Origin of the sequence: Nocardia sp. NPDC050630 (assembly GCF_044457245.1) — a bacterium.
GTDB lineage: Bacteria > Actinomycetota > Actinomycetes > Mycobacteriales > Mycobacteriaceae > Nocardia.
In genome coordinates this window covers 1-13,666 of sequence record NZ_JBITGN010000018.1, presented here as the reverse complement: position 1 = coordinate 13,666, position 13,666 = coordinate 1, and the positions used below count along the sequence as shown (strand labels likewise).

The window sequence follows — 13,666 nt, the reverse complement described above, 5'->3', positions numbered from 1 at the left end:
GACTGATCTGAAATGAAGATCGAAGCGCGGATTTTCGAACTGCTCACGGTGTTCTTCATCATCGTGGCGGTCGTATACGGCTACTTCACCGGCCAGTCGCGGACCGGTGTCGAGTGGGCGGGCACCACCGCGACGGTGTTGACCGCCGGTCTGTCGCTGATCATCGGCACGTACTTCCGTTTCGTCGCACGTCGTCTCGACCTGCGTCCGGAAGATTACGAGGACGCCGAGATCGTAGACGGCGCGGGCGATCTGGGCTTCTTCTCGCCCGGTAGCTTCTGGCCCATCACCCTGGCCGGTGCTGGCTCCATCACCGCCCTCGGCCTGGCGTTCTTCCAGTTCTGGCTGATCGGCATCGGTGTGGTCTGCATCCTCGGTGCGGCCGCCGGTCTGGTCTTCGAGTACTACCTCGGCCCCGAAAAGCACTGAGTTAGAGCTCCGAAGCGCTCCACCGGAATCCGGTGGAGCGCTTCGTCGTTGCTGGGCCGAGATGTCGCCGACGGTAGTCGAATGGTTGTTGCATCGATCCCTTGAACCCGAGGGGCCTCGGAGCCACCATTCGATTACGGTCGGCGCTGCTGCCGCGCGGGCTAGAGGGAGGCGAGGCGGGACAGGATGCGGTTGGTGCAGCGAGGGGCGACACCGGCAAGTCCGCGCAGGGTGCGCGCGAAGCGGGGTTCGAGACGTGCCGGGCGGGTGCGGATGGCTGTCTCGATCAGGCGGGCGGCGTCGGTTGGTTCCAGCGCGGGTTCGGTGACGTAGTGCGCGATGGTGCCGGTATCCGGTTGGACGGCCGGATATTGGACGTCCGTCACCTGGATGCCGCGCGGTGAGAGTTCGGCGTCCACGCATTGACCGAAGGTGGTCCAGGCGGCCTGGGAGCTGGCATAGGAGGCGAAATTCGGGGTGGCGCCGGTCTTCAGGCTCCACGGTCCGACATTGATCACATGGCCGGACCCGGATTCCAGCATGGCGGGCAGCAGGCCGAGCGTCAGGCGCAGCGGACCGAAGTAATTGGTCGCCATCATGCGCTGGTAGTCGCGGAAGCGATCCAGGGATTGCGAAACCGGTCGGCGCAGCGGACGGCCCGCATTATTGATCAGCACATCGACCCGGCCGAAATCGCTGAGCACCCACTCGACCAGCTGATCGACATCACCTAGTGCCGAGATATCGCAGCGGAACCAATTCGCCGCGCCCCCCGCGTCGACGATCTGATTGCAGGTGGCGACGAGTTGATCCCCGCGCCGCGCGACCAGCAGCACTTGTGCGCCCTGTTCGGCAAGCAACGTGGCGGTGGCGCGACCGATCTCCGAACACGCATCCGTCACGAGAACTCGTAGCCCCTCGACGGATTCGGGCCGCTGACGCCTGCGGTCCGGCAAACGGGTTGGGGCAGTTCGGAATTCGAGCATCAGAGCAACCTTCACCTAGATGGGCTGAACCAACGCATCGACACCCCGCCGACAGTGCCGAAGTCGACCGCGGTCGCCAACCGATAGCCGAACCGTCGGATGGCGGTCAGGCTATTTGCTGGCGACTATGTGCGGCGCGACACAGTCTAATCCGTGGAGTCGTACCGCAGGGCGTGTTCGGACGTGCAGATCTCATCTATTCCGGTGACGATGTCGCGCAACAGTTCTGAGGGCAGCGCCGAGGGCCGCAAACGGCAGGTGAAGGTGATCAGTCCGTGGTCCTCGACCGCGAGTCCGTGCGCTTGCGCCTCCGCACGCAGGTACTTCGAGCGGACGCCATAGGTCATCGCGGAGATGACGGTGAAGCATCCGGTTCGCTCTCGGTGTCCAGCAAACAAATCGTGCAGTCTGTAGAAAACCGAGGTGTAGGTCGACAGCGGCGCGAAAATCGCGACCCGGTAGGCGGGTCCGCGTTCGGAGGAACTGATGACCGTATCGGCCAGATACTCCGCATCGCGCAGCGTCAGCACCTTTGGGGCGAACATGAGCGCGCCTGCCGCGGCATTGCGCACCGGTGCACCCGCGCGCCCGCCCGCGGCAGAGGCGATGGCGCCCAACGACTTCCTGGTCTTGGTGCCGACCTCACGGCGCGCACGCAGCGAGCGGGTCGGTGTGGTGGGGTAGAAGCTCGACCACTGACCGAACCGCACCGTGCCCAACTGCACATGTCCGGTGCCTACCGGACGCGACACCTTCAGCGGCGCGGTATCGACCCAACGACCGACCTGCAGTGCGACATTGCCCGGCCGGGCGATTTCGGCGTAGGCGTTTTCAACGAAGGAGTCGAAGTCCAGGAAGCGGTCGGCGTCGGTGGTGAGCCAGGTGTGGTCCTTGTCGATATCGACCGCATCGAGGGTGAGCGCGGTGATGATGCCCGCGCGCCCACCCGCGCCGAGGATCCGGTGGAAGCGCTCGGTGTGGTGGTTGCGTCCGCAGGTGCCGATACGTCCGTCCGGATCGACGTACTCGAGGTCCACGATCTGATCGATGAACATGCCGTACTTGTGCGATGCCGTGCTGACACCGCCGACCGATGCGAAACCACCCGCGGTGATATCGCGGTGGTCGCCGACGATCGGCAGACCGAGTCCGTGCGCGCCGAGGCGGCGATCGATATCGGAGAGTTTGGCGCCGGCCTGCACTCGCACGGTGCGCCTGCCGAGGTTGATATCGAGGACCGCATTCATCTTGCGCAGCGAAAGCACTGCGCGCGGATCGGGTAACGACAGACCATCGTCGATCGGTTCGCCGCCACGCACCGTGAGGTTTTCCACGCGACCGCGTGAATTCCGCACCGTACGAACGACATCCGCGGTGTCACGAGGTAGATATTCTTCGGCGGCGACAGTGTGCGGCGTGCTCATGGACCGAAAGCTAACCACAGCGCGGCCTCCGATGCTCGTTCGATCCTGTCGGTTACCGGACCGGCGGCGCGAGCCGCTGGCTGAACAGGACGAATCCGGCGGAATCGCATAGGTTGACCGTAAGTTCCCTCGACTTGCCATCGATGAGCACCTCGCCGAAATGTTGGAACCCCTCCAGCGGTGCGGCGTTCTGAACGGTGGGCGCGTGCACGAATACCGCCTCCGGGCCGAAGGTGCCGTCGAGCGGATTCGGGCCGAACGCACCGGCATTCAGCGGTCCGGATACGAACTCCCAGAACTCGTCGAAGTCGGTGAAGGCGGCGCGCTCGGGCGAGTAGTGGTGAGCCGCGGTGTAGTGCACGTCCGCGGTCAGCCAGACCACGCCACCGACCTTGTTCGCCTTGATCGCCGAGAGTACTTGGGCGATTTCGGTTTCCCGGCCGGACGGGGTGCCGCTGTCGGCATTGGCGGGGCCCTCGTAGGCCGTCACTTTTTGTTCACCGTCTTTGACGACAAGGCCGAGCGGTAGGTCGTTGGCGACGATTTTCCAGGTGGCCGTGGAATCGCGCAGCCCCTCGATGAGCCACTTCGTCTGCTCCGGACCGAAGATGCGGCCGGTGGGTCCGTTATCGATGTCGTTGGTGTCCTTATAGGTCCGCATATCGAGCACGAAGATGTCCAGCAGCGGACCGTAGGAGATCTTGCGGTAGAGGCGGCCGTCGACGGCTTCCCTGGGCTGCACGGGCATCCACTCGTGGAAGGCCTGCCAGGAGCGCATCGCGAGGGTGTCCATGCTGCGCTCGCTGTAGCCCTTGGTCTCGGCGACAAGTCCGCCGTGGTACCAGTTGTTGACGGTTTCGTGGTCATCCCACTGGACCACCTGGGCGACCGAGGTATTGAAGCGGCGGTAGTTCTGATCGGTCAGGTTGTAGGCGTAGTTGCCGCGGAACTGGTCCAGTGTCTGCGCGACAGCACTTTTCGCCTCGGAGACGGTATTGCGCCAGATCCGGCCGTCGGGCAGCGTCACCGCTTCGTGCAGCGGGACATCGGCGTAGATCGAATCACCGGAGTGGATGAACAGGTGCGGGTCGCGCGCGGCCATCGCGGAGAAGATCTTCATACCGCCGAGTTCGGGGTTGATGCCGTAGCCCTGGCCGACCACATCGCCGGACCACTGCAGTTTGATATCGGACGCGCCGGTGGGCGCGGTGCGCAAGACCCCGGCGATCGGTTCGGAGGTCGCGCCGTCCTCGCCTTCCAGAGTGACCCGGTAGTGCACCTGCTGCCCCGCAGGCAGACCATTGACGCGCACGCGTCCGGTGCCATCGGAATCCGGGGTGAGCAGTGGGCCGGTGAATCGTTTGGCGTCGGTGAACGATTCGGTGGCGGCGGTCTCCACGATCAGCTTCGCGGGCTGATCGGAGCGTGCCCAGATCAGTGCGCCGTCGGTGCGCGGGTCGCCCACCGCGACGCCATGGGTGAGATTCGGGCGTGGACGGACCAGTGCGGGTCCGTTGTTCGAGCAGGCCGCCAGAGCCGGGACCGCGACGAGACCGACGGCGGAGGTGCGCAGCAGGGTGCGCCGGGAGATACCGAAGTCCGAACCAGTCATTGGCCCACCTTGGCGCAGGGAGTCCAACACCATATGAACTCCCATCGTCGGCTCGGCCAACAGGTGACCGGTATCAGCCGCGCGGTCGCAGTTCGATGATCGGGATGAGCCGGTCTTCTGTTGACATCCTCGTCTCCAAAACGGAGGCGATTCCTACTAGACCGTTGTGGCCTGTCGGTGGGTTCCTGCTTCGCCGCGCGGGGCCGGAACGGGTTCCGGTCTTACCTGCACTCCACAAGCGTTTCGTCTCTCCGCCTGCCCAGCGGCGAGAATATTGGTTGCGGCATTGCGGTCCCGGTCATGTACCGCACCGCACCGGCACGTCCATGTTCGCACCGACAACGGCTTAGGTCCGTCGACCATCCCGCATACCGAACATAGCCGCGACGATGGGAACCATCGATCCACCTTCCCGAAATACCGCCCGTAGCGGTCCGCTTTCTCAGCCAGTAACCGGGTGAACAAACCCCACCCGGCATCGTGAACCGACTTCGCCAGCCGTGTCCGCGCCAAACCCTGGATACACAAGTCCTCGATGTACACCGCTTGGTTGTCGCGGATGATCGTGGTGGAGTGTTTGTGTGCCCAGTCCAAGCGGGTGTCACGCACCAGCGCATGGGCTTTCGCCACTTTCACACGTGCCTTGTTCCTGTTGCAGCTGCCTTTCTGTTTGCGACTCAAGGCTTTCTGTGCCCTGCGGAGTCGACGCTCGGCACGCCGTAAGAATCGCGGGGTGGCGATCGTGGTGCCGTCGGACAACACAGCGAACGTTGTCAATCCGAGGTCGATCCCCACCTCTGTATCGACTTCGGGCAGCGGCTGATCACTCGCTTGCACGACGAATGACGCGAAGTATCGCCCAGCGGCATCACGGATGATCGTGACCGACGACGGGGCCGACGGTAGTTCCCGCGACCACCGAACCGCGATATCGCCGATCTTCGGCAACCGCAACTTCCCGCCTTCAGTGACCGCGAAGCGGGCGTTGGCAGTGAATCGGATGGCCTGCCGATGGTCTTTGCGGGATCGGTATCGGGGTGGGGAAACCTTAGGTCCCTTGCCTTTTCCGCTGACCGAGGCGAAGAAATTGCGGTAGGCGGCGTTTAGGTCCGCCAACGCCTGCTGTAACACAACCGCCGACACCTCACCCAACCACGCCCGCTCCGGCGTCTTCTTCGCAGCGGTCAACGCCCGCGACAGAGCGGCATCACTCGGATACGGCTCTCCGGAGGCTCGCGCGTCCTGGCGGGCGCGTAGTGCGTCATTGAACACCACTCGCGCGCACCCGAACGCCCGAGACAGAGCCTCCTGCTGTCCGGGTGTCGGGTAGACACGAAAGGTGTACCTCAACTGCACATCTGTCACAGTACAGTCGGTGAGTTGGTCGAGTTCAAGGGAGAAAACAACCACTCGCATCTGCGGGTGAACTTCCCACCGAAGGTTGCGATCGAAGCTGGTGACCCCGTGTCGTCGCGATGAAATTCCCCGAATTGGTGCGCCACTGTTGGCGGGGCCCCGACTATGGGCGGGCTCGTATTTCTCCGGGCCCATCGGACGTGCCATTGGTAGTGCGGAACGTGCCATTGGTAGTGAAGCACCGCATCGAGGTACAGCGCCCGATATAGGGCACGCTCGTCCCGGCGGCCCTCTCGCGTGGGCCTTCACAGCGGTCCGCGTAAGCCCGACGGGACTCCATGATTTCGGTCCACCCGGACCGAAATCACAGGGTCCCCGTCACCTCTGGAACGAGCTAGTCCGAACTTTTGATCAGGAAAGTAGGAACGTCACTATCGGTAGCACGACGGCCGTGAATGCGGCGAATACCGCTGTGCCGATTCGGCTCTTCGGAACCGTCGGGAATCGTGTGGTGACATAGACGTAGGTGCTGATGGCAATGAATAGGGTGCCCCACACGACCAAGGCGCGGCTTCCGATATCGCCGAGATGATCGGCGAACGCCACCGAGGTGATCGCGATGGTCAAGCCCGCCGGGCCGCCGATCGCGAACATTCCAGCCCCCGCATAACTGTTCATGACCATTGACCTGCCGCCCGCCGATAACACATCCTGTGGATCGGCGGGGCTGGCACCCTCATCACGGCAGATGAGGTCGAAGACCTTTGCCGGATTGACCCTTTCGTTGAGTGTTTGTCGCAGTTGCGCAAGGGCTTCGACCGCCTGTGTCGTCGCGTAGGTGGTGACGAAGCCCTCGGTCGAGGTCCGGAAACCGCCGCGGGTTGTCAGCGTCGGTGCCGTGTCCTGAAGATCGAGGAGATCCTTCAGCGCTTTGCGGAAGATCGGATCGAACACTACTCGACCGCCCGCGTACGCCAGTGCGGTCACCGCCCAATGCAACGAGACATGCCGCCACGCATCTGTGACATCACCGCGGCGGACGATCTCTTCTTCGACTCGCGCGCCGGTGTGCCGAATGGTGTGCAGGATATTGTTCCATGCTAATTCCCGCGCGCGCTCGATTCGTTTGCCGCCGAATGCGGTGATCTCCGGCAGTGACAACGCAATTGCCGCTTGTGAGGATGCGTATAGCGGCCGGAACCGCACGTCGTCCTCCAGCAGCGCGGAGACGACGAAATTGGTGCCGCGAGCGACAGCCTCCGCCGCAGCGTTCGGGGTGCCGTTCGAGGAGGCGACGCCAACTAGTGCTCGCAGCGCCTCGGTGGTCGCGGTTACGGATATGGCGCCGGACCGACTGCTCATCCGCCAGCCGCCTGTCTCGTGATCCTGTTCTGCAAGGAGGGCTGCTGCGCAGGCCGATACGCTCCGATCGGTGGGGCCATGGCCGAGGCTCAGCAATGCGCGCAATCGCCACGCCATATCTATTGGTGCGCGGAAGACGCGAGGGCCACGGGTATCTTCTGTCAGGGAATCTTGCCTGAGGAGACGGACGACCTGTGCCTTGTCAGGTACCTCGTGACCGATTTCGGACAGCGCACATACGACTTCCGCGGTGTCCTGGGGATTTGGTGGTACGTCCGGGACCCAACCCCACCCGGCAGCGCCCGAGTTATCGGTTCGTATATTCCGAACCAACCAGTCGGCGGCCAAATTGATGCGGTCATCCACGTTGGACATCGAATGCTCCCCCGGATAGGTGCGAATACGGTACTCAACAGCCTATGTGTGATCGCTGTGCGGGACCAGCGCACTGATTGTGAATACCCTTGTGAGGCAAGCAAGTTCGACAGTCGGGTAGAGACAGAACGAGCCCGGTACGTTCGGCACCGGGCTCGTGGAAGTGCAAGGGGCTAGCTGGCGGCCGTCTCCGGGATGCGGGTGGCTTCGGGGGCCGAACCGCTGGGGACGCCCTTCTTCAGGCTGGCGGCGTAGACGTCGACGTATTCCTGGCCGCCGAGTTGCATGAGTTCGTACATGACCTCATCGGTGACGGCGCGTTCGACGAAACGGTTGCCACCCATGCCTTCGTAGCGGGAGAAGTCGATGGGGGCGCCGAATTTGACGGTCACCTTGTGGCGGCGCCAGCGGAACGGGCCGGGCGGGCAGACCTCGAAGGTGCCGATGACGGCGACCGGGATGACGGGGACACCGGTCTCCAGTGCGAGACGGGCCAGGCCGGTCTTGCCCTTGTACAGGCGACCGTCGGGGGAGCGGGTGCCCTCCGGGTAGAGGCCGACGAGGTGACCCTTGTCGAGCAGTTTGCGTGCGGCATTGAGCGCGTCCTCGGCCGCGGAGGCGCCGCTGCGGTCGATCGGGTACTGCCCGGTGGCGCTGAAGAAGAACTTCTGCAGCCGCCCCTTGAAGCCGGGAGCGGTGAAGTACTCGGCCTTGGCGAGATAGCTGATCCGACGCGGGCTCATCAGCGGAGCGAACAACCAGTCCGAGAAGGACAAGTGGTTTCCCGCGAGGATGGCAGGTCCGTCGGCGGGGATATGCTCCACGCCTTCGACCGTCGGACGGTTGTAGAGGTGCATGAACGGTCCTGGGAACAGGTACTTCAGCATCCAGTAGAGCATGGCGTCCTAACCCCCGCAGCCGGGATCGTTTACGGGTACAACCGTCAATTGCCGACTTTACCGCTGGGTAGAGATCACATCCAAGCCGAGCGGCGTATCTCACCACATGTTCTCGAGTACTGATAACCGACCACTCAGTGGGTGGAACGAGCCACCCAGGAACGGCCTCGCCCGGTCTCGGCGAGGTTGGCCCTGGCGAGCTCTGCGGCGCCGATCATCCCCGCCGCCTCACCGAGCTGCGTGGTCCGAATCCGGGCGAGCGGTCGATGTCCGGCGCCGGTGATCGCCCGCGCGTACTCCTCACGCGCCTCGTCCAGGAACTGCGGCGCCGAACTGCTTACGCCACCGGCGATCACGATCAGTCCGGGATCGAAGATATCGCTGACGAATGCCAGCCCGAGCCCGAGCCAGCGGGCGAAATCGGCCATCACCGCCACCGCCAACGGATCGCCGTCCTGGGCGGCCCCGGCAACCCGGCGCCCGGTCAGCGAACCGGGATCGCGCAGCACCTCACGCGCCAGCACCGTCGAATGCACCGGATCGGTGGCCAGCATTTCGATGGCGGTATCGACCAGAGCCGTTCCGCTGCAATACCTTTCCCAGCAGCCGCGCTTACCGCACGGACAGGACCGGCCCTGCGGTACCACCTGCAGATGTCCCAGCTCCGGTGCGACGCCGTGCGTGCCCCGATACAGTTCGCCGTCGATGAGCAGTGCCGCGCCGATGCCGGTACCGATCGCGACGAGCACCGAATTGTGCCCGCCCGCCGCGGCGCCGAATCGGTACTCGGCCCACATGGCGGCATTGGCGTCGTGTTCGAGGATCACCGGTAGTTCGAGGCGGTCGGTGAGCCGCTGCGCGACCGGGGTGTCCTGCCACGGTAGGTGCGGTGCGAAGCGCACCGTCGAGCGATCGGCGTTGATGAATCCGGCCACCGCCAGGCCGACCGCGCCGATCGGATGTCTGCGGCACAGTTCGCGGACCGCGCGTTCCAGCGCGTTCTCCAGTGCGCGCGCCGAATGCGGTGTCGGGGCCACCACGGTGTCGAGCACCTCGCCGTCACCGTCGACCACCGATGCGCGAATATTGGTGCCGCCGACGTCGATTCCGACGGTCAGTGGTCGCGCATCAGCTACTCGCGCCGTCATGCCTTGATCGTCACGGGGATGCCGACATAGCGGGATCGCTTGCGCCCTGGCGAGTTCGACTGCCGCGTAGGGGTATCCGCTTCGGTGGGTGTGGATTCCGGACCAGATGCGTCGTCGCGGTGTTGGGGAGTGAAGGAATGATCGTGCGGCCCGCCATCTTCGGGCATAACCGGATCGACCGGCACGCCGGCGAGCGCCTCGCGCAGCACCGTGACGATCGCGGTACCGTGATCGGCCACCACCGCGAGCACATCGTGATGCTCACCGCGCACCAGCGCAGCGGCCGCGCAGACCGGGCACCAACTGCAACTCGACCAGTCCGGCTGACCATCGGCGGCGCGGCGCAGGACGGGTTCGACCCGCTCGAGCACCGCCTCGGCCAGCAGCTTCAATTCCGCGGCGAATTCGCCGAGGCCGTCACCGGGCTGGGCAGCGCCGGGCCATTCGTTCGATTCGCTCATGCCCGCGCCTCACCAGCACTCGGCCCCGGCATGCGCGATACGCGCCGTGACATGGTCGGCTCGCTCATACCGGCCACACTTCCGGGTCCGGGTGGAAACGCACGATCAAATAGCCGTTGTCGAGTTCGGCGCGATCGACAGTGCACCGTCGCAATACCGGCGCCAGGCGCACCCGCCGTCGGACCCCGTCCGCTCCCACGATCAAATCGTCCTCCACTCGTCCCAGTCGCAGCGTCGCCGGATCGACGACGGGCAGGTGCATCCGCAACGCGTACACCGAATGCAGACCGGTGCCCGATTCCAATCGAACCACCGGCTCGCCGGAACTTGTGCGAACCTCCGCCGGATTGTCGCTCAGCTTCGAGTCGGCATTCAACCGCTCAACCGAATCCATCGCATACGACAGCGCGGACAGGGACGTGAGCCCGACCGGTTCGGGCCCGGTGTGCTGTGCGATCAGCACCCGTGTCCCGTTCATACCCCGTTGCAGCCGGTTCACCACATCCAATTGTTCGGCGCGTCGATTCACATACCACTGCACCGCCGGATGGGCGGCCACCTCGAGTGCGGTCGGCGGGGGCACGGCGGGCAGCACCTTGTTCACCACCACCGCGTCCAACCGAAGTCCGAGCAGCGCTGCCGCCGAACGCACCCGCTCCGATTCGGCAATGGCGACCTGTTCGGCGACGGTGATCAATCGCGCACCGGTGCGGCCGTGATCGGCGAGCAGATCGCGCACCTCGGTCACCGCCTTGACGATCCGTTCGACCGTGGTGGCCAGCACAACGCGCCGCAGATCGGTGCCGACCGTACTCATCGCCCGCGCATGCGGCGGCCACATCCGCTCCACATATCCGAGCAGGGTTTCCGGCGCGGTGATGATGCGCAACATATCCGCCGAGGGCGGGCAGTCGACGACGATCACATCCCAGTCGCCCTCGGCGGCGAACTGGGTGATCTCCACCAGCATCAGCAGTTCCTGTACGCCGGGCAGTCCGGTCAGCTCCGCCGGATCCAGTGCGGCCAAGTCGATGCCGTGATCGTGCTCGGTTCCGGTCGCGAGCACGCGCACCACCTCGCGGAACCGATCCTCCAGCAGTGCAAGGGAATCGACCTCGATCACCTCGAGGCCGGGCAGTACGCTCGCGACCCCGGGCACGGTGCCGGGATCGTGCGGAAATCGGAAGCCGAGCGCGTCGCCGAGCGAATGCGCCTGATCCAGCGAGGCCACCAGCACCCGCTGCCCCGCCCTGGCATAGGCCATGGCGGTAGCGCAGGCCAACGTCGTCTTGCCGACCCCGCCTTTGCCGATGAATAGTTCGACCCGAGTACCGGCCGCCTCGGGCTTGTGCGCGATCAGCCTTCGACCCGTTTCTTCAGTTCCTTGAGCGCGGTATCGGTGATCACCTTCTCGGCCTTGCGCTTGAACATGCCGATCATCGGGATATTCAGGTCGACGGTCAGCTCATAGGTCACCTCGGTGGTGCCGTCGGGCTGATCGACGAGTTGATAGGTGCCGTCCTGCGCTTTCTGCAGTTCACCGCTGATCAGCGTCCAGCTGACCGATTTGTCGTCCGGCCGCCAAGTGTAGGACAGCACATAGGTGTCCTTGACGACTCCGGCATCCAGGACGAAGCGCGCGGTCCTGGCCCGCCCGTCGGCGCTCTTCTCCAGCACCTCAACGGTTTTGGCCGCCGAGACCCACTCCGGGTAGGACTCCAGATCGGCGATGACGGACATCACCCGCTGCGACGGTGCATCGATGATGATCGACCTCTGGGTCCTGTCGGCCATGGCGGACAACGATTCCTTTCAGCTGCTGTGCTCGTGCTCGGGTGCGTCAGCGGGGCTCGTGTGCGTCAGCGGGCGGGCGGGCCGGTGTGTGCCGGCGCGACACCGGCCGGGCGGCCCGCCTCCAGCCTGGACTTGATCTCGAACGACATATCCTTGCCCGCCACCCGGCGCGCCCGATTGGCTGCGGACAGATCCCGTATCGGCGCCTTCGGTTCGGCGTGCAGGAAGTAGTGCAGGATCACCCCGTCCAGCGCGGGCTCCAGCCACACTTCCATGGTTCCGGAGAGCGCACCGGTGACCGACCAGCGAATACCCTTGTCTGCCCGATCTTCCCGGACGGCGAGGGTCAGATCAGGCCACCAGCGGCGCCAATTGTTCTCCCCGGCCAGGATCTCCGCGACCGCGGCACCGGGAGCGGCGACAAACGTCTGATCAGCGACCTGAATGCTGTTCACGGCTGCGCCTCGCTGACGCTCGGCTCCGCCGTGCGCAGAGCGCGCTGGCACATGGTTCGCTCGTTCACAGCCCGAGCGTAGTAGATCACACCGCCGAACTGTGAGCCGCCGTCGCCTTTATTGCAGCAGTTGACGCAGTCGAGCGCCCAGACTGTCCCAGCGCCACTGTTCCTCGACCCACGCGCGTCCCGCCGCGCCCATCGCGGCGGCGGAATCGCGATCGGACAGGATCTCGACGATAGCGTCGGCGATTTCGGTGGTCTTGCGTCCGTCGACGACGCGGCCGGTCTTGCCCTCCAGCACGGTCTCGGGCGCACCACCGGAACGTCCGGCGACCACCGGCACTCCGGACGCCGAGGCCTCCAGGTACACGATGCCAAGACCTTCGACATCGAGCCCGGCCCCACGGGTGCGGCTCGGCATGGCGAACACATCGGCCAGGGTGTGGTGGGCCGCCAGTTCGCTGGCCGGGACCCGGCCGGTGAAGACCACATCATCGCTGACACCGATGGCCGCCGCGAGCGCGTGCAATTTGTCCTCGTACGGTCCGCCGCCCGCGATCACCAGCACCGCACCGGGAATCCGCGCGCGGATCTCGAGCATGGCGACGATCAACGCATCCTGTCCCTTGCGCGGAACCAGCCGGGACAGGCACAGAATGGTCGGGCGATCACCGAGACCGTAGCGTTCGCGCAATTCCGCGCGCGCGGCCGGATCCGGCCGGAACACCTCGGTATCCACTCCGGGCGGCAGATATTCGAGCCCGGCACTCGGCCCGAACGCCGAGGCGAACCGCCCGCGCGTATATCTGCTGACATAGGTGACGACATCGGTGTGCTCGCCGATCGCGCGCAACGCCTGCCGCGCACCCGGCAGCATGGACCAGCCGACCTCATGGCCATGCGTACTGGCCAGAATCCGAGTGGCGCCCGCACGGCGCAGCATCGGTGACAGCAATGCCAACGGCGCCGCCGCACCGAACCAGACCGTGTCGCAGTTCTCGCTGCGCAATAGGCGCGCGGCCCGCCGCAGCACCAGCGGAGTCGGCAGCATCAGTGTGGTCGGGTGGCGCACCACCTGAAACTTCTGCTTCGCATCGAATTTCAGATGACTGTCGCCACGCCACCGCGGAGCGTAAACGACCAGATCATCGGGCGGCAGCTCACCGGCCAACGCCTGCAGATACGACTGGATACCGCCCGGCCGCGGCGGGAAATCATTGGTAACCAGCAGAGTTCGGGCCATGCGAACAAACTACTGCGTTGGATTTGCCGCGGCTTCGCCGCGGCGTGTTCGCGGCCCCCTGGTGTCTCGCGTCCGAGCCGTCGAGACTCGCGACTTCGTCGCATGCGCTTCGACGGCTCG

At 65.0% G+C, this 13,666-nt stretch carries 13 protein-coding genes; 1 reads left to right on the top strand and 12 read right to left on the bottom strand.

Annotated elements, in window-relative coordinates; all coding sequences use genetic code 11:
• Window positions 1–12: 12 nt before the first annotated feature.
• Window positions 13–429, top strand: coding sequence for a cytochrome c oxidase subunit 4 (locus ACIBG0_RS32610; protein ID WP_040688533.1), 417 nt, complete (start codon window positions 13–15; stop codon window positions 427–429).
• A 161-nt stretch (window positions 430–590) separates the two neighbouring features.
• Here ACIBG0_RS32610 and ACIBG0_RS32605 read toward each other — a convergent pair whose 3' ends face one another.
• The 12 genes from ACIBG0_RS32605 to ACIBG0_RS32550 all read right to left on the bottom strand — a co-directional run bounded on the left by ACIBG0_RS32605 (window position 591) and on the right by ACIBG0_RS32550 (window position 13,546).
• A complete protein-coding gene (locus ACIBG0_RS32605) occupies window positions 591–1,415 on the bottom strand; it encodes an SDR family NAD(P)-dependent oxidoreductase (RefSeq protein WP_397037815.1) in 825 nt (274 codons plus the stop codon).
• Window positions 1,416–1,561: 146 nt separating this feature from the next.
• The gene (locus ACIBG0_RS32600; RefSeq protein ID WP_397037813.1) at window positions 1,562–2,839 is read right to left on the bottom strand and encodes an FAD-binding oxidoreductase; all 1,278 of its coding nucleotides are present in this window, start codon (window positions 2,837–2,839) and stop codon (window positions 1,562–1,564) included.
• Window positions 2,840–2,891: 52 nt separating this feature from the next.
• On the bottom strand, window positions 2,892–4,451 hold the full coding sequence (locus tag ACIBG0_RS32595) for an alkaline phosphatase D family protein (RefSeq protein ID WP_397037811.1): 1,560 nt from the start codon (window positions 4,449–4,451) through the stop codon (window positions 2,892–2,894).
• Between the two features lie 156 nt (window positions 4,452–4,607).
• Window positions 4,608–5,807: an RNA-guided endonuclease InsQ/TnpB family protein gene (locus ACIBG0_RS32590; RefSeq protein ID WP_397037810.1), complete on the bottom strand. Its 1,200-nt coding sequence runs from the start codon at window positions 5,805–5,807 to the stop codon at window positions 4,608–4,610.
• Window positions 5,808–6,218: 411 nt separating this feature from the next.
• Window positions 6,219–7,169, bottom strand: a complete 951-nt coding sequence (locus tag ACIBG0_RS32585) for a hypothetical protein (RefSeq protein ID WP_397037808.1) — start codon at window positions 7,167–7,169, stop codon at window positions 6,219–6,221.
• Between the two features lie 548 nt (window positions 7,170–7,717).
• Window positions 7,718–8,443: a lysophospholipid acyltransferase family protein gene (locus tag ACIBG0_RS32580; RefSeq protein WP_397037806.1), complete on the bottom strand. Its 726-nt coding sequence runs from the start codon at window positions 8,441–8,443 to the stop codon at window positions 7,718–7,720.
• Window positions 8,444–8,577: 134 nt separating this feature from the next.
• A complete protein-coding gene (locus ACIBG0_RS32575; protein ID WP_397037804.1) occupies window positions 8,578–9,591 on the bottom strand; it encodes an ROK family protein in 1,014 nt (337 codons plus the stop codon).
• On the bottom strand, window positions 9,588–10,052 hold the full coding sequence (locus ACIBG0_RS32570) for a hypothetical protein (RefSeq protein ID WP_397037802.1): 465 nt from the start codon (window positions 10,050–10,052) through the stop codon (window positions 9,588–9,590). Before ACIBG0_RS32570 ends, ACIBG0_RS32575 begins: the two co-directional genes overlap by 4 nt.
• A gap of 64 nt (window positions 10,053–10,116) precedes the next feature.
• Window positions 10,117–11,409 carry an ArsA family ATPase gene (locus ACIBG0_RS32565; protein ID WP_397038029.1) on the bottom strand — a complete coding sequence of 431 codons (1,293 nt, stop codon included), beginning with the start codon at window positions 11,407–11,409 and terminating at the stop codon, window positions 10,117–10,119.
• Window positions 11,409–11,846: an SRPBCC family protein gene (locus ACIBG0_RS32560; protein WP_397037800.1), complete on the bottom strand. Its 438-nt coding sequence runs from the start codon at window positions 11,844–11,846 to the stop codon at window positions 11,409–11,411. Before ACIBG0_RS32560 ends, ACIBG0_RS32565 begins: the two co-directional genes overlap by 1 nt.
• Window positions 11,847–11,911: 65 nt before the next feature.
• Complete coding sequence (locus ACIBG0_RS32555; protein ID WP_397037799.1) at window positions 11,912–12,301, bottom strand: polyketide cyclase / dehydrase and lipid transport; 390 nt, start codon at window positions 12,299–12,301, stop codon at window positions 11,912–11,914.
• Window positions 12,302–12,418: 117 nt separating this feature from the next.
• Complete coding sequence (locus tag ACIBG0_RS32550; protein ID WP_397037797.1) at window positions 12,419–13,546, bottom strand: glycosyltransferase family 4 protein; 1,128 nt, start codon at window positions 13,544–13,546, stop codon at window positions 12,419–12,421.
• Window positions 13,547–13,666: the final 120 nt, after the last annotated feature.